At 52.4% G+C, this 19950-nt stretch carries 18 protein-coding genes; 6 read left to right on the forward strand and 12 right to left on the reverse strand.

Annotation, left to right across the window (positions count from 1 at the left end):
* The first annotated feature begins 159 nt into the window (after positions 1-159).
* Positions 160-1107: a VirK/YbjX family protein gene (locus RT644_RS06205; protein WP_313626165.1), complete on the forward strand. Its 948-nt coding sequence runs from the start codon at positions 160-162 to the stop codon at positions 1105-1107.
* Between the two features lie 1556 nt (positions 1108-2663).
* Here RT644_RS06205 and RT644_RS06210 read toward each other — a convergent pair.
* Genes RT644_RS06210 through yobA form a run of 3 tightly spaced genes read right to left on the reverse strand, consistent with a single transcriptional unit; the run spans position 2664 to position 4268 of the window.
* Positions 2664-3002 (reverse strand): YebY family protein, encoded by a 339-nt coding sequence (locus RT644_RS06210; RefSeq protein WP_044489676.1) that lies wholly within the window; start codon positions 3000-3002, stop codon positions 2664-2666.
* A gap of 18 nt (positions 3003-3020) precedes the next feature.
* Entirely contained in the window at positions 3021-3893 is an 873-nt protein-coding gene (gene copD / locus RT644_RS06215) for a copper homeostasis membrane protein CopD (RefSeq protein WP_313626166.1), read from the reverse strand.
* Positions 3894-4268, reverse strand: a complete 375-nt coding sequence (gene yobA / locus RT644_RS06220) for a CopC domain-containing protein YobA (RefSeq protein ID WP_313626167.1) — start codon at positions 4266-4268, stop codon at positions 3894-3896.
* A gap of 137 nt (positions 4269-4405) precedes the next feature.
* Between yobA and RT644_RS06225 the strand changes: the two genes are divergently transcribed.
* Both RT644_RS06225 and exoX read left to right on the forward strand, forming a co-directional pair.
* Complete coding sequence (locus RT644_RS06225) at positions 4406-4636, forward strand: DNA polymerase III subunit theta (protein WP_020454106.1); 231 nt, start codon at positions 4406-4408, stop codon at positions 4634-4636.
* 11 nt (positions 4637-4647) lie between these two features.
* Positions 4648-5310, forward strand: a complete 663-nt coding sequence (gene exoX, locus RT644_RS06230) for an exodeoxyribonuclease X (protein WP_020454107.1) — start codon at positions 4648-4650, stop codon at positions 5308-5310.
* Here the strand turns inward: exoX and ptrB are convergent.
* The 4 genes from ptrB to RT644_RS06250 all read right to left on the reverse strand — a co-directional run bounded on the left by ptrB (position 5292) and on the right by RT644_RS06250 (position 8947).
* Entirely contained in the window at positions 5292-7367 is a 2076-nt protein-coding gene (gene ptrB, locus RT644_RS06235; RefSeq protein ID WP_313626168.1) for an oligopeptidase B, read from the reverse strand. The genes exoX and ptrB overlap by 19 nt on opposite strands.
* 78 nt (positions 7368-7445) lie before the next feature.
* Positions 7446-8105: a tellurite resistance TerB family protein gene (locus RT644_RS06240; protein ID WP_313626169.1), complete on the reverse strand. Its 660-nt coding sequence runs from the start codon at positions 8103-8105 to the stop codon at positions 7446-7448.
* Between the two features lie 94 nt (positions 8106-8199).
* Positions 8200-8550 (reverse strand): protein YebF, encoded by a 351-nt coding sequence (yebF, locus tag RT644_RS06245; protein ID WP_020454110.1) that lies wholly within the window; start codon positions 8548-8550, stop codon positions 8200-8202.
* A 58-nt stretch (positions 8551-8608) separates the two neighbouring features.
* Positions 8609-8947 (reverse strand): YebG family protein, encoded by a 339-nt coding sequence (locus RT644_RS06250; protein ID WP_313626170.1) that lies wholly within the window; start codon positions 8945-8947, stop codon positions 8609-8611.
* Between the two features lie 131 nt (positions 8948-9078).
* Here RT644_RS06250 and purT point away from each other — a divergent pair, with 131 nt between their 5' ends.
* Positions 9079-10257, forward strand: a complete 1179-nt coding sequence (purT, locus tag RT644_RS06255) for a formate-dependent phosphoribosylglycinamide formyltransferase (RefSeq protein WP_313626171.1) — start codon at positions 9079-9081, stop codon at positions 10255-10257.
* A gap of 222 nt (positions 10258-10479) precedes the next feature.
* Here purT and kdgA read toward each other — a convergent pair whose 3' ends face one another.
* From kdgA to zwf, 3 genes are all read right to left on the reverse strand, one after another.
* The gene (gene kdgA, locus RT644_RS06260; protein ID WP_313626172.1) at positions 10480-11121 is read right to left on the reverse strand and encodes a bifunctional 4-hydroxy-2-oxoglutarate aldolase/2-dehydro-3-deoxy-phosphogluconate aldolase; all 642 of its coding nucleotides are present in this window, start codon (positions 11119-11121) and stop codon (positions 10480-10482) included.
* A 38-nt stretch (positions 11122-11159) separates the two neighbouring features.
* Positions 11160-12971 carry a phosphogluconate dehydratase gene (gene edd, locus RT644_RS06265; RefSeq protein ID WP_313626173.1) on the reverse strand — a complete coding sequence of 604 codons (1812 nt, stop codon included), beginning with the start codon at positions 12969-12971 and terminating at the stop codon, positions 11160-11162.
* Positions 12972-13205: 234 nt separating this feature from the next.
* Entirely contained in the window at positions 13206-14681 is a 1476-nt protein-coding gene (gene zwf / locus RT644_RS06270; RefSeq protein ID WP_020454115.1) for a glucose-6-phosphate dehydrogenase, read from the reverse strand.
* A gap of 342 nt (positions 14682-15023) precedes the next feature.
* On the opposite strand from zwf, the gene RT644_RS06275 reads away from it, so the two are divergent.
* The gene (locus tag RT644_RS06275) at positions 15024-15893 is read left to right on the forward strand and encodes a MurR/RpiR family transcriptional regulator (RefSeq protein ID WP_017456940.1); all 870 of its coding nucleotides are present in this window, start codon (positions 15024-15026) and stop codon (positions 15891-15893) included.
* A 126-nt stretch (positions 15894-16019) separates the two neighbouring features.
* Positions 16020-17462 carry a pyruvate kinase gene (pyk, locus tag RT644_RS06280; RefSeq protein ID WP_017456939.1) on the forward strand — a complete coding sequence of 481 codons (1443 nt, stop codon included), beginning with the start codon at positions 16020-16022 and terminating at the stop codon, positions 17460-17462.
* Positions 17463-17512: 50 nt separating this feature from the next.
* Here pyk and lpxM read toward each other — a convergent pair whose 3' ends face one another.
* Positions 17513-18484 carry a lauroyl-Kdo(2)-lipid IV(A) myristoyltransferase gene (gene lpxM, locus RT644_RS06285; RefSeq protein ID WP_045511332.1) on the reverse strand — a complete coding sequence of 324 codons (972 nt, stop codon included), beginning with the start codon at positions 18482-18484 and terminating at the stop codon, positions 17513-17515.
* Positions 18485-18614: 130 nt separating this feature from the next.
* Entirely contained in the window at positions 18615-19943 is a 1329-nt protein-coding gene (gene mepM, locus RT644_RS06290) for a murein DD-endopeptidase MepM (RefSeq protein ID WP_044489393.1), read from the reverse strand.
* Between the last annotated feature and the right edge of the window lie 7 nt (positions 19944-19950).

Raw genomic sequence — 19950 nt, forward strand, 5'->3', positions numbered from 1 at the left:
CTCACCAGTATAGGAAAATCCTACTTAAATAAGAGAGAATTGTTTTTGTATCTATTTATAAATAGAACTTAAACAGAACGGAAATAAAGCTGGCAGCAAGGTTAATTTGTATTTTCCAGGCCTCTAAACTAAGCGCTCAACTTTTAGAGGTCTTTCTCCGTGTCGAATCCCAGCCTGCAAACAGAACTTAACTCAAATCATAATACGCATATTATTTCCGACCTGATAAGCGGACGTCTTGTGCCTGGTCCTATCTGGAAAAAACGTAATTACCGCTTTAAGTTTTTGTTACGTTCGCTGCTGTTCTGGTCGTCCACAAACCGGATGCTTACCGCGCTTTCGCAGCGCCCGAATTTTAGCCGCTTACTTGATGCGCAAATAACGCTGCCGAGTAAATCGCATCGCCAATATTTAACGCTCGGGTTAAATGCTTCGCAACGTGCGAATGCCATTATTAGCCACTACGCCTGGCTTGATGAAAAAGTATCGCCAAAACTGGCTGAAGCGCTGAGCTCACCCGTACAGGTGCAGGTAATTGAATTTACTGGCAAAGATGATGCGCGTTTTAGCGTCTATGCCTCTTGTGCCAGCAAAGCTGAGCGCGAGGGAGAAACCACCCTGTGGATGTATGATGGCGAGCAAACCTTGCTTGCAAGCGTGACCTTTAGTGTGGTGGGTGAAGAAGGCCATCGCGCGCTGGTGATTGGTGGTTTGCAAGGCCCGCGCCGAAACGTCAGCCATGAAGTGATTAAAATCGCAACCCGCGCCTGCCACGGCATCTTCCCGAAAAAGATGCTGCTTGAAGTCATCAGCCAGATTTCCCTGCTTTCCGGCGTTTCGGCAATTTATGGCGTCAGTGATAACGGGCACGTCTTCCGTGCGTTGCGTTATCGCCTGAGCAAAGGCCGCCATTTCCATGCCAGCTATGATGAGTTTTGGGCGTCAATTGAAGGCGAAAAAGAGAGTGCATGGCGCTGGCGTTTACCGCTGCAATTCGCCCGTAAACCGCTGGAGGCGATCGCTAGTAAAAAACGTGCTGAATACCGCCGCCGTTTCGAATTACTGGACGATGTGATTGCAAAAATTAACGACTTATTTTCGGCATAACAGCATTCGCCTGTAACCGTCCAGCTAACGTGATTTGCAGACCGGGCTGGACGGTTGAAATTCGTTGGTGCCAATTCTTGTGCTTTTTTACATCCCCCTCCGGGCACCCGAAGCACTTTTCTGATGCTTTGCGCTACTGACCTCCCCGGAGGAGTCCACCCAAATGTCGCTGTTTAATATTGACGCTCGCACCAAGGACTATTTCTGAGCCGTGACACATCACCGTGCCCGGATGCAAGATCCGCGCAGAATATCTGGCAATTATCGAGCGCTAATACCTGCAAGCCTAAAGGCAAATATCGCTATTAAGTTTATTAAACGAATCAATCTCCCGACGGTATTCTGCAATCGTAAACGGTTTTTTAGCAATATAGACACTCGGTCGTCGCGAGAACTTGAAACCGATAATCAGATGATTGGGTTCTGCGGAAATAAATCAGATGCCAATTCTACGGCCAAGTTCAGTCTCTCCTGAGATGACACCGCAGTTATAAGAATCTCCCGCATATTCGTGTTATGAAATGTCAGGGAAAGATACTGGTTTTGTAAAATCAATATTGTTATCTCAAAACCCTATCAACATTTCCTTTGGCTGTTGATTGTTTGGGTCTTTTGCCAGAATTTCCTTTACGGGCTGACACCATCCCGGGACCAGGTCACTTTTCTTAAAAAATCGATGACAGCCTTCTCCAGCTCATTGCGCTGTATATCGCCCTGACCATAAGCCACGCAAGCGAATAACATGGCTAATGCCATCTTTATTTTCACAACATGTGCACTCCCTTGAATGAAAAGTCGGATCATCTTATCGGTTATATCGTCGTGATATTGAGTTTTTTATAACTACTTTCGGTATGTTGCAGCCGTCATGCGAAAGATATAGCGAGCGCTATTCACTTTGACTTACGCGGGTTGCCGGCACATCAGGGAAGTAATGATGTTCTGGAAGTGCAGCTTATTGCTGGACCAGGGCAAGCAAGTCAAAAGCTTTCGCCAAAACGAAAGTGCATCGAGTGAAACCATTAACGGCCCCCTGGTTCAGAACCTCTGCTGAGTAGGCGATTTATCTTCTGTGCCTTGGAAAACCGTAAGCCCGAGGCACGTGACGGTTTACCCTGGCTTACTGGCAGGCTATGTGATGCCGCGCATGGAGGACACATTATTCTGGTCATAAAAACTTCGTAATGACAAAAAAATACCTGGACGTACGCGGTGCAGAATATGTTATGGTTTGTGGCGATGCACGGTTTTGGGAATTTTCATGACGAGATTAAGAAACCTGCATGACGTAGAGATAAAAAAAGACCGAACACGATTCCTGTATTCGGTCCAGGGAAATGGCTCTTGGGAGAGAGCCGTGCGCTAAAAGTTGGCATTAATGCAGGCTAAGTCGCCTTGCACTTTAAGAATAGATGACGGCGTCAGGTTTTCCAGTCCGCGACAAAAGTGGTCAGAAAAATTGGGTTACCGTCACGCTTATGAAAAGTAAAAACCGCAAAGCTTGTGTATTCAGGCTTGCGGTTTTTTATTGTGGATCAGCGTATTAACGCAGGCTTTTAACAAAGTGTCTCAGCTCGCGTAATAAAAGGCGCAAGGCTCATTTTTTCACCAGGTTTGGCGGGATTATCGATCTGAATAATGCTAATCGGCTGAGCAATAGTCTTACCGCTGGCCACCTCTTTTTCAGCAACGTCATTCAACGGGTATTGCACCAGCGTGCTGGGGTTGATGGCATACAATGCATGACCTGGCCGGCAGGTCAGCATGACTTCCTCACGGTTAAATGCCCATTTGTCTTTGCCAATCTCAAAGCGGCTTACGGTAATGACCTGCGGCGAAGCCAGTGCCGTACCTGAACATGCCAGCATTACCAGAACTAATAAACTCTTCTTCATTTTTCCCGCCAGGTTCATTCAAAAAGGTTCCCATGTTGCAAACAAACTTACCGCTGCCAGCACCAGTGCGCCCAGCCCGACTTCGACCCAGGTCAACGCGATAAAACGTTGCCGCGCGGTGTCGCTTTGCTGATTCAGCCGCGGCACCAGAACATACCGATTCATCACAGCAATTACTACCATCAGCGCCACAAGCGCACATTTCAACAATAACCCCTGCCCCCAGTGGCTCTGCCATGGCCAGACCAAACCCTGGATTAAGAGTGTATTGATAACGCCAGTGAGGATCACCCCTGCGACGGCGAAATGACCGTACCAGGAAAAGCGCATCATGGTGGCAATTGCTGCCGCACGCCAGCGACCATGGGCCAGTTTCATGCAGAATAATACGGGCAATAACCCGCCCAGCCACATTGCGGCACATAATAAATGTAAGGCATGATTACCCCGCTGCACCACGCCCATCGCGCCTTCCCGCATCGCGGCATGCCCAGTGCCGGCGGCCAGGACAAACTGCAGGATCACCAGTAGCAGTATTTTACGTTGCTGTAGCGGTTGCATAAGCACGACAACAAGCGCCAGACACGCAGCAACAACTTGCCACGCCAGCACGGCTCCGGTTTGCGTGCCAGCGACTGCCAGCCAGATTTCAGTACGCACTACATCAGGCCAGCCATCGCCCATTACACCGCCCTGCGCGGCAAACATCGCAGCTGCACTTACTGCGGCAAGCCATAAACAGCCCCGTTGCCAAAAAAGAAAGCGTTGCGCGAGAAGGCGTTGCAGACTGCCCGGCGCGAACCACACGCTAAATAACGTGCAGCCAAATACCAACATCAGGGCCGCAAAATGCACAAAGCGCAATCCCACCAACACGGCTGCTAACATCATTCACTTCACGGAAAATGCGTATTGGCCACTGGTTTTGTGGCCGTCAACCGAAACGACATGCCAGTTAACGGTATAGTTGCCCGGCGGCAGCGACTCCTCCAGCGGAACAATCATCTGCTTGTTGTCATTCTCATTGCGCTTTACCGCGCCAGTCTTGATAATTTGCTGCTGTGTGTTGGTCACCGCGATGCCGCTAAATTTAGGCTCAATGCCTTCAGAGAAATTCAGCGTCAATGCTTGTGGTGCGGCGGTAACAGCGGCGTTGGCGGCAGGATACTGCCCTTTAAGATGGGCATGCGCCAGAACAGCAGGCGTAGCGAACAGGCTGACTATTAATGCGATGGCTCGCCAGTGGCGACAGGATGCAACAGGCATATTGTTCATTCCTTTTAGTTATGCATATGGCACAAAGAATAACGCTGTACAATAATCGCGTCGAGTATCATCGTCGGCGCGCTTGTCTTTCTGCAACAGGCTTAGTAACTTTTGCCGCGTGAACCCAGGAGAACATCATGATTACCAATCTAGCGCAGCTCGAACAACAAGAGATGGACAAGATCAACGTCGACCTTGCTGCGGCTGGTGTCGCGTTTAAAGAGCGTTACAACATGCCGGTAATTGCCGAAGCCGTTGAACGCGAGCAGCCGGAACATTTGCGGAACTGGTTTAGAGAGCGGTTGATAGCCCACCGTCTGGCCTCCGTGTCGCTCTCCCGCCTGCCTTACGAGCCCAAAGTGAAATAATGGAGCCGGGCATGTTACGCGTTATCGATACCGAAACCTGCGATTTACAGGGGGGGATTGTTGAAATTGCCTCCGTTGATGTCGTCGACGGGCAGATCGTCAACCCGATGAGCCATCTGGTACGCCCCGACAGGCCAATCAGTCCGCAGGCCATGGCGATACACCATATCACCGAAGCGATGGTCGCTCATCAGCCGTGGATTGAGGAGATCGTACCGCACTATTACGGGAGCGACTGGTATGTGGCGCACAACGCCAGTTTTGATCGCCGGGTGCTGCCTGAAATGCCAGGGGAGTGGATTTGTACCATGAAGCTGGCGCGCCGCCTGTGGCCCGGCATCAAATACAGCAATATGGCGCTGTATAAATCCCGCAAGCTGAGTGTTCAGACCCCTGCCGGATTGCATCACCACCGGGCGTTATATGATTGCTACATCACCGCTGCGCTGTTGATCGACATTATGCAGGTGTCTGGCTGGACACCCGATCAGATGGCCACAGTAACCGGACGCCCTGCTTTGCTGACAACATTTACGTTTGGTAAATACCGGGGGAAAGCCGTCTCTGAAATTGCCGATCGCGATCCGGGCTACCTGCGCTGGCTGTTTAACAACCTGGAGCGCATGAGCCCGGAACTACGCTTAACCTTAAAACACTACCTGGGCGAAGAGTAACCGTTCCCTTTTCCGGGCAATGTTCCCTGCGCCAGGGCGATTAAGAACGCATATTCCAGCGCAACACCTTCGTAGGATTTAAACCGGCCTGATTTCCCACCGTGCCCGGAATCCATATCCGTGCACAGCAACAGCAAATTATCATCGGTTTTATATTCACGCAGTTTCGCGACCCATTTTGCAGGTTCCCAGTATTGCACCTGCGAATCGTGAAGTCCGGTCGTTACCAGCATATGCGGATAGGCGTGCGCGGCAATATTGTCGTACGGGCTATAACTTTTAATGTAGTGATAATAGGTTTCATCCTGCGGATTGCCCCACTCTTCAAATTCCCCGGTGGTCAACGGGATCGACTCATCAAGCATGGTGGTCAGGGCATCGACAAACGGCACCTGGGCAATGACACCATGGAATAGCGTTGGACGTTGATTAATCACCGCGCCCATCAGTAATCCACCTGCGCTCCCCCCCATGCCGTAACAAAACAGGGGCGAGCCATAGCCCTGCGCCAGCAGGCTGTCAGTGACATCGATAAAATCATTAAAGCTGTTTTTCTTGTTGAGGAACTTCCCGTCCTCATACCATGAATGGCCCAATTCACCGCCACCGCGAATATGCGCGATAGCGCAGACAAATCCACGATCCAGCAAGCTAAGCCGGCTGCTGCTAAAATCTGCGTCCATACTGGCGCCGTAAGAACCGTAACCATACACCAGTAACGGATTCTCACCTTTGCGGAAATGTTTATGGTTATAAACCAGCGACACCGGTACTTCGACACCATCTCTGGCGTGGATCCACAGGTGCTCGCTGCGATAATCGCTGGCATCAAACCCTGCCACTTCCATTTGTTTCAGAACACGCCGTTCTCCGGTATCCATATCCAGTTCAAACAGCGTGTCTGGCATGGTCATTGATGAATAGCCATAACGCAGGCGTGATGTTTCCGGTTCCGGGTTGTAAGCAAGCCAGGTGACATAGGCGGGATCATCAAACGCGATGCCGATAACTTCCCGGGTTTTGCGGTTAATCTGGCGCAAACTGGTCAGGCCGCGCTGGCGTTCTTCCACAACCAGCCAATCAGTAAACAGCGTAAACCCTTCAAGCATCACATGCTCGCGCGCCGGAATCAGCACTTCCCAGCGCCGTTCATCACGCACTTTGGTGCGATACAGACCAAAGTTTTTACCATCACGATTGGATCGCAAATAAAAGGTGTGCTGGTAGTGATCAAGGCTATATTCGTGATCTTTGCGCCTTGGCAGAAAACGCAGCGGTTGCGCGTCCGGCAGTTCGGCATCCAGCAGGAGTACTTCACTGGTGGTCGCGCTGGCGAGATGAATAGTAATGTAGTGCTGGGAGGTGGTTTTACTCAGGCCAACATAAAAGGTCTCGTCCTGCTCTTCATACACCAGTTCATCCTGTTGCGAAGGCGTGCCAACGGTGTGTCGCCAGACCTGGTACGGCAGTAATGTTGTGGCATGTTTGCGCACATAGTAGAGCGTTTCTGAATCGTTAACCCAGACAAATTCCGGCGAGACATTATCCAGCATTTCCGGATACCAGTTGCCCGTCTCAAGATTGCGAAAACGCAGACCATACTGTCTGCGGGAAAGATAATCTTCAGCAATCGCCATAATGGTGTTGTCGGGTGAGACTTCCATGCCGCCAAGGGTATAGAACTCACTGTGTGAGGCACGCTGGTTGGCGTCCAGTAAGACCGACCACTCATCCCACTCGGAACTGAGAACTGACTGTCGTTGATAAATCGCATATTCGCTTCCCGGCTCGTAGATGTGCCGGTAACGATAGCCATTTTTGATATAAGGCGCGGAGACTTCGCGCTGCGGTATTCGCGAGATAATTTCTGCCAGCACGTCGTCCTGTAACGCTTGCTGGGAAGCCATCACTTCTCGCCCGTAATCATTTTCCTGATGGAGGTAATCCAGAACATCTGGCTGCGAGCGCGTATCGTCCCGCAGCCAGTAATAGTTGTCGATACGCGTATCACCATGCATTGTCATGGTGTGCGGGATTTTTTTTGCTTTTGGCGACATAGCACAATTCTTATTTGGTTTTACATACCTATAAGGGTGGCAAAACCCACGCGCGATGCAAGCGAAACGTAATTTAAATCATGAGCTAAGCGCTAATTTCTGCTTTTTGAGATCCGCCTCGATATCTTCTCGCACATCTTGCGGAATTTTTAACGCATCGCCCAGCGCGTTCAGATAGCTGCGTTCCATAAAATGATCGATATCGATAACGGCACAGCTCAGGAAGTAAACTTCCAGCGCTTCTTCTTCGTTTTGCACTCCCTGCGCCAGACGCGCGGGGTCCAGCGGCTGGTCTATAGCATTCGCTACCAGTTGCTGCCCTTGCGCTTCCACACCTGCTTCACGCCACTGCTGTTCTATCGCCGCACGTTCTTTATCATCAATGTGTCCGTCGCTTTTAGCGGCGAAAACCAGCGCCAGGATAAGCCGCTCAGTGCGGACATCCAGAGGCGTATTGTGCTGACCAAATTGCGGCTCACCTTGATGCGCATCCCGGATGCGATCCTTGTACTTATTCCACAACACGCTGCCCGCAACGGCTCCCCCACCCACCAGCAAAGCACCGGTGCCATATTTCGCAAGCAGTTTGCGCGATGATTTACTGGCGACCAGCAGACCCGCCAGGCCACCTAATGCACCCGGCACCAACAAATTGTTGAGCCCCTGGCCACCGGGAGACGGCGTCTGCGTATCACCTTTTTGACCAAGCAATGACTGCAGTTGATTTAACCAGCTCATAGAACCCTCGCTTATCATGACAGTTGTGCGCACAGAGTAAGCGAGGGGGATGTCAGGAAGTGTCTATATCTGAAAAGAATGGGAAAATGCGGTGTTACGATCGCGGCTGATACTCTGCGGTTCCGCCTTTACAATCGATAGTCACTCGATAGTGAAGGTCCGCGCTTTTCCCGCGTACGGTTAACGGCACAACCCATTTATCATTCTTGCCGGTAATTTCCTTCGGATTGACCCAGGCGACTGGATCGGCCTGACCCAGTTTCTTTTGATCATCAGCCCATCGGACAATGCGATTCTGCAGATAATCCCGCTTAACACTGGCGGCAATGCCGTCTGCCTTGAGTCCCTCGCACGAGGGAAATTTCACCGACTTATCCGTGACAGCATGCGCCGCCATACTGCCTGCCAGCAAAAGTAACCCGGCGAAAACTCCTGCTATTTTCATGCTTATCTCCTGGTTTTTACCCCTTCAAAGCATGGTACAAATTGCTGGCAGTGCAAGGTCAGGCGACTTTCACGCGCTTCGTTGCAGTTTTGATATCCACAGCGTCAGTCGCTTCCGAATCAGAAGAGTCGACCGGCGCTACCGCTTCTTCAGCTTCCGTGCCCGGTAATTTGCCTGATTTCAGGATGCCGTTAAGCGCCTCTTTTTGCTCAGCAAGCCACAGCGCCATCTGATCGCGCGCGTTGTCTTCCAGATCTACCGGCCCTGTTGCAAGCCAGTCACCAAGGACTTCGGCCAGATCGAGCATCTTATCGTAAGCATCGGCTTCCTTTTTACTGGCAAAAGACATTTTTTCCTCACCTTCACGAATGACTACGTATTTAACTTCTACCGCCATGATGCAGCCTCATTTAACTGTGTATTTATACAGTATAGTAGCGCGATGAAAAAACCACCGCAAGTGATAAAAGACAGACGCAAACGTTTTCGTTTATACTGCGCGCAAATTTTTTCTAACGGTACAATGCTATGACTCTTTTAGGAACTGCGCTGCGCCCCGCAGCAACACGCGTGATGTTATTAGGCTCTGGTGAACTGGGCAAGGAAGTTGCCATCGAATGTCAGCGTCTGGGCATTGAAGTGATTGCCGTGGATCGCTATCCCGATGCACCTGCGATGCATGTTGCGCATCGTTCGCATGTGATCAATATGCTTGATGGCGCGGCGTTGAAGGCACTGGTTGAACAGGAAAGACCTCACTTTATCGTGCCGGAAATCGAAGCTATCGCCACCGATACGCTGATTGAGCTGGAAGCGCAAGGTCAGCATGTCGTCCCCTGCGCACGCGCCACCAAGCTAACGATGAACCGTGAAGGCATCCGCCGCCTGGCGGCTGAAGAGTTACAGCTACCCACCTCCAGTTACCGCTTTGCCGACAGTGAAGCTGTATTTCAGCAAGCCGTCGCGGAGATAGGTTTGCCTTGTATTGTAAAACCGGTGATGAGCTCTTCCGGTAAAGGCCAGAGCTTTATTAAAAGCGCCGAACAATTAGCAAGCGCCTGGGAATATGCCCAACAAGGCGGCCGCGCCGGTGCCGGGCGTGTCATTGTTGAAGGTGTGGTCAATTTTGATTTTGAAATCACATTACTGACCATCAGCGCCGTCGACGGCGTTCATTTCTGCGCGCCGGTCGGGCATCGCCAGGAAGATGGCGACTACCGCGAATCCTGGCAACCGCAGCAAATGTCGCCCCTGGCGCTGGAGCGCGCGCAAGCTATCGCCAGCAAAGTGGTGCTGGCGCTTGGCGGCTACGGCCTGTTTGGCGTTGAGCTTTTTGTTTGCGGCGATGACGTTATCTTCAGCGAAGTTTCCCCGCGCCCGCACGATACCGGCATGGTGACCTTGATTTCGCAGGACCTTTCCGAGTTTGCCCTGCATGTCCGCGCGTTTCTCGGCATGCCCATTGGCGCTATTCGTCAGTATGGTCCTTCCGCTTCGGCGGTGATCCTGCCGCGCCTGACCAGTCAGAATGTCACCTTTGATAAGGTGGACAGCGCCGTAGGTGCTGGCGTGCAGTTGCGCCTGTTTGGTAAGCCGGAAATTGCGGGCTCCCGTCGTATGGGCGTCGCGCTGGCCGTGGCAGATAACGTTGAAAAAGCGGTGGAATATGCCATTGCGGCGGCGGCGGCGGTGAAGGTCAGCGGGTAAACAGACTTCCCGACAGGTTGCATTGATTGCTTCCTGAAGGCGAACAAATCCCTCACAGCCGCATCTGCATCTGCCGGACCCCTGAGAGTTAAATCGGGGGGCAATAAAGCAGAATCAGCTTCTTAGCGGCCGTCACCCTGAACGAGTGAGAGAAATAAAAAAAGCCCGGTCGGCATTTATGCGACCGGGCTTTTATCAGGCGGGCTTTAACCCCGCTGAAAATTACAGCTTCGCGCCTTCAACGGCTTCGCGAGCCAGTTTAGTGATGCGATCGTAATCACCTGCTTCCAGCGCATCAGCAGGCACCAGCCAGGAACCACCGATGCACAGCACGCTTTTCAGCGCCAGATAATCACGGTAGTTAGCCGGAGAAATGCCGCCAGTCGGGCAGAAACGAACCTGCGAGAACGGACCCGCAATCGCCTGCAGCGCTTTGGTGCCGCCATTAGCTTCCGCAGGGAAGAATTTAAACTCTTTCAGACCGTAGTCCATACCCAGCATCAATTCAGAAACGGTGCTGATGCCCGGGATCAACGGGATAGTGCCTTCGGTCGCGGCTTTCATCAGCGGCTCAGTCAGGCCAGGGCTGATGGCGAACTGTGCGCCAGCGGCGGTCACTTCTGCCAGTTGCTGCGGATTCAGTACGGTACCAGCGCCGATAATCGCGTCCGGCACTTCCTTCGCGATAGCGCGAATAGCGTCGATAGCGCAAGCCGTACGCAGAGTCACTTCCAGAACGCGAACACCACCTGCCACCAGCGCTTTCGCCATCGGTACGGCGTGCTCCAGTTTGTTCACTACGATTACCGGCACTACCGGACCCGTTTTCAGGATTGCTTCTGCACTCGTTTTCCAGTTTTTCATCAGTGTTTTTCTCTCGCCAGAACTAAAATCTTGTCGTCTTAAAAAGTGATACAGGTCGCGCCCTGTTCCGCACCGGAAAGTTTTTCCCGCAGCGCACCAAACATTTCGCGCCCTGTGCCCATGCGCATCGCGCTAAGGTCAGGAATATGTGGCTGACGTGCGGCAAGAACGTTGTCATCAACCAGCAGCGTTAATTCTCCAGTCTGCCCGTTAACCCGAATCATGTCGCCATCATGCACTTTTGCCAGCAACCCGCCATCATATGCTTCTGGTGTAACATGGATTGCCGAAGGCACTTTACCTGATGCCCCTGACAGCCGTCCATCAGTAACTAATGCAATTTTGAAACGGCGGTCCAATAATACACCAAGTGGCGGCATGAGTTTATGTAATTCTGGCATACCGTTCGCTTTTGGCCCCTGATGACGAACAACGACCACACAATCGCGATCCAGCAGCCCAGCCTCAAATGCGGGCAGCACGTCATGCTGGCTTTCAAAAACCACTGCCGGCGCTTCAATGACCTGGTTTTCTACCGGAACGGCGGAGGTTTTCATTACCGCACGCCCGAGGTTGCCGCTCAGCACTTTGGTGCCGCCATGTTGAGAGAACGGTTTATCAATGCTGGCGATCACGTTGTCATCCAGCGACGCGGCCGCGCCTTCACGCCAGTCCAGTTCGCCATTATTGAGCCACGGCTCGTGGGTATAACGCGCCAGACCAAAGCCTGCGACAGTATTAACATCTTCATGCAGCAAACCGCCTTTCAGCAGCTCACGCAGTAATACCGGCACACCGCCCGCCGCCTGGAAGTGGTTAATATCCGCCGGGCCATTCGGGTAGAGACGCGCCAGTAAAGGAACAACATCAGAGAGATCGGAGAAATCATCCCAGTTAATGATAATGCCCGCTGCACGCGCCATCGCCACCAGATGCATGGTGTGGTTTGTGGAACCGCCGGTCGCCAGCAGCGAAACGATACCGTTAACCACCACTTTTTCATCGATCATTTTGCCAAGTGGCATCCATTCGTTGCCGTTGCCCGTCAGACGAGTGACCTGGCGAGCCGCCGCTTCTGTCAACGCTTTGCGCAGCGGCGCATCCGGGTGTACAAACGAGGAACCCGGCAATTGCATGCCCATAAACTCAATCACCATCTGGTTGGTGTTGGCGGTACCGTAGAACGTACAGGTGCCTGGTGCGTGATAGGACGCGGCTTCAGATTCCAGCAGTGCCATCCGATCGACTTTGCCCTCAGCATAAAGCTGGCGGATACGCACTTTCTCTTTGTTGGCCAGACCGCTCGCCATCGGGCCTGATGGTACAAACACAGCCGGCAGGTGGCCAAACGACAATGCTGCCATTGCCAGCCCCGGGACGATTTTATCGCACACGCCCAGATACAGCGCGCCATCGAACATGTTATGCGACAGGCCGACCGCAGCAGACATGGCAATCACTTCGCGGCTCAGTAAGGATAACTCCATCCCGTCCTGACCTTGCGTTACGCCATCGCACATGGCCGGAACACCACCAGCCACCTGCCCCACTGCATTCACGGTATGCAGCGCTTTACGGATGATATCCGGATAGACCTCGTAAGGCTGGTGCGCAGAGAGCATGTCGTTATAAGAGGTGATGATCGCGATGTTGTTGCGCAACATGCTTTTGAGGGAGGCTTTATCGTCGGGCTGGCAAGCAGCAAAACCGTGCGCCAGGTTACCGCAAGCGAGTGTTGAGCGGCGTACGGTATCGCTTTTCGCTTGTTCAATACGCGCCAGATAGGCTGAGCGGGTTTCGCGCGAACGTTCGATAATACGATTTGTTACGCGTAACATTGTCGGGTTCATAGAGGCTCCTGAAATTTATCTGTCCGGGGAAGCCGCGTTAACAGTGCGATGAGCTTTACGTAACAAGCTGAAAACACCAGAGCGCCGCGCCCCAAAGGCAAAATCGCTTCAGCCAGTGTAATAAAAAAAGCCCCGCTGGTGAATCCAGTCGGGGCCTGAAAGATGAAAAATTGTTCGGATAGCTGAGTTAGATCATGTTACCGGTAAAATTGCGCAACATTAACCTGCAGCGAATCACTCAAACTCGTTCCAGGAACGGCCGTCACGGGTGATCATCGCTACCGAGGCCACAGGCCCCCAGGTTCCCGCCTGGTAAGGTTTCGGCGAGTCGTTATCCGCCGCCCAGGCTTCCGTAATGGAATCCACCCATTTCCAGGCTTCTTCCACTTCGTCCCGGCGCACAAACAGCGCCTGAATGCCGCGCATCGTTTCCAGCAACAGACGCTCATAGGCATCGGCCAGATGCGTCTGATTGAACGTTTCGGAATAACTCAGATCGAGCTTGGTGATTTGCAGATTGTGTTTGTGATCGAGACCCGGCACTTTGTTCAGCACCTGGATATCCACCCCTTCGTCCGGCTGCAGGCGAATGGTCAATTTGTTCTGCGGCAGATCCTGCCAGGACTCTTTGAACAGATTCAGTTCCGGTGTTTTAAAGTAAACAACCACTTCAGAGCACTTGGTCGGCAGACGCTTACCGGTGCGCAGGTAGAACGGCACGCCAGCCCAACGCCAGTTATCAATGTCGACACGGATCGCAACGAACGTTTCGGTGTTGCTGGTCTTATTCGCGCCCTCTTCTTCCAGGTAACCCGGCACTTTTTTGCCCTGGGCAAAACCGGCGCTGTACTGGCCGCGGACGGTTTTTTCACGCACGTTGGTGCGATCAATACGGCGCAGCGACTTCAGTACTTTTACTTTCTCGTCACGAATGCTGTCAGCGCTCAGATCGGACGGCGGCGACATGGCTATCATGCACAGAATTTGCAGCAGGTGGTTCTGGATCATATCGCGCATCTGCCCGGCCTGGTCGAAATAGCCCCAGCGCCCTTCAATGCCTACCTCTTCCGCCACGGTGATTTCCACGTGGTCGATGGTGCGATTGTCCCAGTTATTGACGAAAAGAGAGTTCGCAAAACGCAGCGCTAGCAGGTTGAGTACCGTCTCTTTACCGAGGTAGTGGTCGATACGATACACCTGGCACTCTTCGAAAAACTCACCCACCTGGTCATTGATTTCCCGCGACGTGGCAAGCGAGGTGCCCAGCGGTTTTTCCATTACCACGCGCGCCGGTTTAGCGTTCAGCTTCGCTTCACCCAGGCCTTTGCAGATTGCGCCAAAGGTGCTCGGCGGCATGGCGAAGTAATTGATGGTGGTGCGATTTTTTTGATCCAGCATCTCGCCGAGACGTTTGAATGCCGACGTATCGTTGACGTCCAGATTGCAAAAATCCAGACGACCACTCAGCTTGTCCCACAGGCTCTCGTCGATCTTCTCCTTCATGAAGGTTTCAAGCGCTTCGCGAACAACCTTGGTATACGCTTCCTTATCCCAATCAGCGCGGCCCACGCCCAGGATTCGTGTCTCCGGGTGAATCTGGCCCGCTTTTTCCAGTTGGTACAGGGAAGGCAGCAATTTCCGGCGGGCGAGGTCGCCCTTGGCGCCGAAAATGACCAGGTCACACGCCTGGGCTGTTTGTATTACCGCCATGTCTTTCTCCTCAGTTGGCTATCCTGGAGCTTCAGCCAGGCCTCAGTTGTAATTTTATTACAGTGCACTGTACTGCTTTTACGTAATTCCCGAAACTGTTAAGCCTTGTCAGGACGTGCGTTATTCTGTTGTGACGAAAAAACTGTTCTTTCGCCCTGATAAAGCGGGATATTTGCCCAATACGCGTTGGGTAAAATCCGACTCTGATCATGTAATGAAAAAAAACAACAACATTTCTCATCACGACTTACCTTTCTGCGCGCCGCAGGGGTAATATCTAATTAAATTGCATCACGATTCCATCTATCGGTGTAATCGTTTTACCATGAGCGTTTATCACCCATGAATATGCTGGAAAAAATCCAGTCACGGCTGGAACACCTTAGCAAATCCGAGCGTAAAGTGGCGGAAGTGATCCTCGCCGCGCCGGACCAGGCCATCCACTCAAGCATTGCCGCACTTGCGCAAGAAGCGGATGTCAGCGAACCCACAGTGAACCGCTTCTGCCGCAGCCTCGATACCCGGGGCTTTCCCGATTTCAAACTGCATCTGGCGCAAAGCCTCGCCAATGGCACGCCCTATGTTAATCGAAATGTTGATGAAGATGACAGTGTTGAAGCCTATACCGGCAAAATCTTCGAATCCGCGATGGCCAGTCTCGACCATGTGCGCCAGTCACTGGATATGGCCGCGGTAAACCGCGCCGTAGATTTACTGACGCAGGCGAAAAAAATTGCCTTCTTTGGCCTTGGTTCCTCTGCCGCCGTTGCACACGATGCCATGAACAAATTTTTCCGCTTCAATGTGCCGGTGGTCTACTCCGACGACATTGTCTTGCAACGCATGAGTTGTATGAATTGTAGCGACGATGACGTGGTTGTGTTGATTTCGCATACCGGAAGAACCAAGAATTTAGTGGAACTTGCGCAACTGGCGCGTGAAAACGATGCCATGGTGATAGCCCTCACGTCCGCAGGCACGCCGCTGGCGCGTGAGGCAACACTTGCTATCACCCTGGATGTTCCGGAAGATACAGATATTTATATGCCAATGGTTTCTCGTCTTGCGCAACTCACGGTGATTGATGTGCTGGCAACAGGGTTCACATTGCGTCGGGGAGCAAAATTCAGGGATAACTTGAAGCGAGTCAAAGAAGCACTGAAAGAATCGCGCTTTGATAAAGAGCTGCTTATTAAAAGCGATAACCACTAATAGTAAATATAAAAGCGGTAACCTCTTACGCTGTCCGATCTGACGCATCGCCCTTCACAGCAGGGCGCCAAATGACCGGATTTATGTTCACGCAACACCAAGTTGTTTCAGTCAACGGAGTATTACATGTCCAGAAGGCTTCGCAGAACCAAAATCGTAACCACCTTAGGCCCGGCTACTGACCGCGATAACAACCTTGAGAAGGTGATCGCTGCCGGTGCTAACGTGGTACGTATGAACTTCTCACACGGAACACCTGAAGATCATAAATTACGTGCGGATAAAGTGCGTGAGATTGCGGCAAAACTGGGACGTCATGTTGCTATCCTTGGCGATTTACAGGGGCCAAAAATTCGTGTTTCCACCTTCAAGGAAGGCAAAGTTTTCCTGAACATCGGGGATAAATTCCTGCTCGACGCCAACCTCGGTAAAGGTGAAGGTGACAAAGAAAAAGTGGGCATCGATTATAAAGGTTTGCCTGCCGATGTGGTTCCGGGTGATATCCTGCTGCTGGACGACGGTCGCGTACAGCTAAAAGTGCTGGAAGTTCAGGGCATGAAAGTGTTTACGGAAGTGACCGTCGGCGGCCCGCTGTCGAACAATAAAGGCATCAACAAGCTGGGCGGCGGCCTCTCTGCTGAAGCGCTGACTGAAAAAGACAAAGCGGACATCGTAACAGCAGCATTGATCGGCGTTGACTATCTGGCCGTCTCCTTCCCGCGCTGCGGCGAAGATCTTAACTACGCTCGCCGTCTGGCGCGCGATGCCGGTTGCGATGCCAAAATCGTGGCAAAAGTTGAGCGTGCAGAAGCGGTATGCAATCAGGATGCGATGGATGATGTGATCCTCGCCTCCGACGTGGTAATGGTCGCACGCGGCGATCTCGGTGTTGAAATCGGTGACCCGGAGCTGGTTGGTATCCAGAAAGCGCTGATCCGCCGTGCGCGCCAGCTGAACCGGGCAGTAATCACTGCGACGCAGATGATGGAGTCGATGATCACCAACCCAATGCCAACGCGTGCGGAAGTGATGGACGTAGCCAACGCCGTGCTCGATGGCACCGATGCGGTCATGCTCTCTGCCGAAACGGCCGCTGGCCAGTATCCGTCCGAAACCGTTGCTGCAATGGCGCGTGTATGTCTGGGTGCTGAGAAGATTCCAAGCATCAACGTCTCCAAACACCGCCTGGATATCCAATTCGATAACGTGGAAGAAGCGATTGCCATGTCGGCGATGTATGCGGCAAACCACCTGAAAGGTGTAACCGCTATCATTTCGATGACAGAATCGGGTCGCACCGCGCTGATGACCTCGCGCATCAGTTCCGGGCTGCCGATTTTCGCTCTCTCTCGTCATGAACGTACCCTAAATCTGACAGCTCTGTATCGCGGCGTCACCCCGGTCTATTTCGACAGTGTAAATGATGGCGTGACGGCAGCTCACGACGCAGTAAACCTGCTGCGCGATAAAGGCTATTTGCTCTCCGGTGACCTGGTTATCGTGACTCAGGGCGATGTGATGAGCACCATCGGCACGACGAACACCACGCGCATTCTCACCGTTGAATAAGCGGTAACAGAAAGCAAAAAGGCCTCTCTATGAGAGGCCTTTTTTATGGGCTATTTTTTCGGAAATAAATCTTTGCGCTGGTAAGGCTCGGTTTCACCTGGTTTTCGCGTTTTTAGCAATTTGAGGATCCAGGTGTATTGCTCAGGACGCGGACCGACAAACTGTTCAACTTCTTCGTTCATACGGCGGGCAATCGTGTTGTCATCGGCGGTGAGCAGGTCGTCCATCGGCGGACGCACCTGAATAATGAGCCGGTGTGTTTTCGCATCATAAACCGGGAACAGCGGCACCACGCGCGCACGGCACACTTTCATCAGACGGCCAATAGCAGGCAGGGTCGCTTTATAAGTTGCAAAGAAATCAACAAATTCGCTGTGCTCCGCACCGTGATCCTGGTCCGGAAGGTAGTACCCCCAGTAGCCCTGGCGAACCGACTGGATAAAGGGTTTGATCCCATCATTACGCGCATGTAAACGCCCGCCAAAACGACGACGCACGGTGTTCCATACATAATCGAACACTTTGTTGCCCTGATTGTGGAACATCGCCGCCATTTTTTGGCCTTGCGATGCCATTAACATCGCCGGGATATCAACGCCCCAACCGTGCGGAACAAGGAAAATCACCTTCTCTTCGTTGCGGTGCATTTCATCAATAATTTCCCGGCCCTGCCATTCCACACGCGGAAGAACCTTTTCCGGGCCACGTAACGCCAGTTCCGCCATCAGAACCATGGCTTGTGGCGCAGTGGCGAACATCTCATCAATAATGGCCTCTCTTTCCGCATCGCTTTTTTCAGGGAAGCAATAGTAGAGATTGATCTGCGCACGGCGGCGCGCGCTTTTGCCGAACTTTCCGGCCAGACGCCCAAGTTTGCCGAGTACAGGATCGCGCACCGACGGCGGGATCAATGCAACGCCCGCAAAAGCCAGCACTCCCAGCCACGCGCCCCAGTTACGCGGGTGGCGAAATTCGTTTTCAAACTCAGGAATGTATTCAGCGGTATTTTTTTTCGTTTCCATGCATCTTCCGCAGACGAGAAATCAGTTCACATAAAATAATGAGATAGTGTAGCGAGGCGCCATCCATCGCACAAAAGAAAAAGCCGACGCGGTTGAGGCATCGGCTTCGGACGCACATTTGTTAAACGAATCAGTCTACTTTTAACTGAGGCAGAATCTCTTTAACCTGTGCCAGATAATCTTTGCGATCCGACCCGCTTAATCCTTCGGTTCTCGGCAGCTTCGCCGTTAACGGATTAACTGCTTGCTGGTTGATCCACACTTCATAGTGCAAATGCGGCCCGGTAGAACGCCCGGTGTTCCCGGAGAGCGCAATACGATCGCCGCGTTTCACTTTCTGCCCTGGTTTTACCAACAGTTTGCGCAGGTGCATATATCGCGTGGTATAGGTGCGCCCGTGACGGATAGCGACATAGTTACCTGCCGCTCCGCTGCGTTTCGCCACGACGACTTCTCCATCCCCTACCGCCAGCACAGGCGTTCCCTGCGGCAACGCGAAATCAACGCCTTTATGCGGCGCAACCCGACCAGTAACCGGGTTCAGACGACGAGGGTCAAAATTTGAAGATACGCGGAACTGCTTGGATGTCGGGAAACGCAAAAATCCTTTTGCCAGGCCTGTACCGTTGCGATCGTAAAATTTGCCGTCTTCTGCGCGGATTGCATAATAATCTTTGCCATCGGAACGCAAACGCACACCAAGCAACTGGCTTTGCTCTTGCTTACCTTCCAGCATTTCGCGGGACATCAGTACGGAGAATTCATCGCCTTTTTTCAGTTTGCGGAAATCCATCTGCCACTGCATGGCTTTGATCACCGCGCTGATTTCACCGCTGGTTAACCCGGCGTCGCGCGCGCTGGAAACAAAACTCCCACCGACAGTCCCTTTCATCACCGAGTTTACCCAATCGCCCTGCTGCGTTTCGCTACTCATTTTGAAGCCGCCATCAATGCGGTCATAAGTACGAGTCTCGCGGCGGGACATCTCCCAGGTCAACCGCTGCAAATCGCCATCCGCGGTCAGAGTCCAGGAGATCTGTTGGCCAATTTTCAGGTTACGCAGCTCTTTATCCGCAGCGGCAAGCTGGCTGATATCACCCATATCGATGCCGTACTGATTAAGAATGCTGCTCAGCGTATCGCCCGTCGATACGACATATTCATGTACGCCAGCTTCACTGGATGTTTTCTCATCGAGTTCATCCTGAGGAATAGCGTCAACATCGTCATCCGAGGCAGTCTGGTCGATAGGTTCGCTGGCTTCCGGCAACAAAGAACGAATTTCGCTCTTCGGCAGCTCGATAGCTTTAACAATGGGGGTAACGGATTCGGGGTGGTAAACGTACGGACGCCAAACGGCGACTGTGAGAGTGAGAACTGTAAGCGACCCCAGCATAACGCGGTGGGGTCGGGGCAGATTATTAAATGCCAGGGCGACAGAGCGGGCTATCTGTTGCACGTATTCA

This window comes from Kosakonia sp., from assembly GCF_032104925.1.
Taxonomy (GTDB): domain Bacteria; phylum Pseudomonadota; class Gammaproteobacteria; order Enterobacterales; family Enterobacteriaceae; genus Kosakonia.

Bases quoted from the DNA above. Each gene is read 5' to 3' on its own strand.
- RT644_RS06210 (WP_044489676.1), bottom strand. From the start codon at position 3,002: ATGAAGAAGAGTTTATTAGTTCTGGTAATGCTGGCATGTTCAGGTACG.
- copD (WP_313626166.1), bottom strand. From the start codon at position 3,893: ATGATGTTAGCAGCCGTGTTGGTGGGATTGCGCTTTGTGCATTTTGCG.
- yobA (WP_313626167.1), bottom strand. From the start codon at position 4,268: ATGCCTGTTGCATCCTGTCGCCACTGGCGAGCCATCGCATTAATAGTC.
- RT644_RS06225 (WP_020454106.1), top strand. From the start codon at position 4,406: ATGATTACCAATCTAGCGCAGCTCGAACAACAAGAGATGGACAAGATC.
- exoX (WP_020454107.1), top strand. From the start codon at position 4,648: ATGTTACGCGTTATCGATACCGAAACCTGCGATTTACAGGGGGGGATT.
- ptrB (WP_313626168.1), bottom strand. From the start codon at position 7,367: ATGTCGCCAAAAGCAAAAAAAATCCCGCACACCATGACAATGCATGGT.
- RT644_RS06240 (WP_313626169.1), bottom strand. From the start codon at position 8,105: ATGAGCTGGTTAAATCAACTGCAGTCATTGCTTGGTCAAAAAGGTGAT.
- yebF (WP_020454110.1), bottom strand. From the start codon at position 8,550: ATGAAAATAGCAGGAGTTTTCGCCGGGTTACTTTTGCTGGCAGGCAGT.
- RT644_RS06250 (WP_313626170.1), bottom strand. From the start codon at position 8,947: ATGGCGGTAGAAGTTAAATACGTAGTCATTCGTGAAGGTGAGGAAAAA.
- purT (WP_313626171.1), top strand. From the start codon at position 9,079: ATGACTCTTTTAGGAACTGCGCTGCGCCCCGCAGCAACACGCGTGATG.
- kdgA (WP_313626172.1), bottom strand. From the start codon at position 11,121: ATGAAAAACTGGAAAACGAGTGCAGAAGCAATCCTGAAAACGGGTCCG.
- edd (WP_313626173.1), bottom strand. From the start codon at position 12,971: ATGAACCCGACAATGTTACGCGTAACAAATCGTATTATCGAACGTTCG.
- zwf (WP_020454115.1), bottom strand. From the start codon at position 14,681: ATGGCGGTAATACAAACAGCCCAGGCGTGTGACCTGGTCATTTTCGGC.
- RT644_RS06275 (WP_017456940.1), top strand. From the start codon at position 15,024: ATGAATATGCTGGAAAAAATCCAGTCACGGCTGGAACACCTTAGCAAA.
- pyk (WP_017456939.1), top strand. From the start codon at position 16,020: ATGTCCAGAAGGCTTCGCAGAACCAAAATCGTAACCACCTTAGGCCCG.
- lpxM (WP_045511332.1), bottom strand. From the start codon at position 18,484: ATGGAAACGAAAAAAAATACCGCTGAATACATTCCTGAGTTTGAAAAC.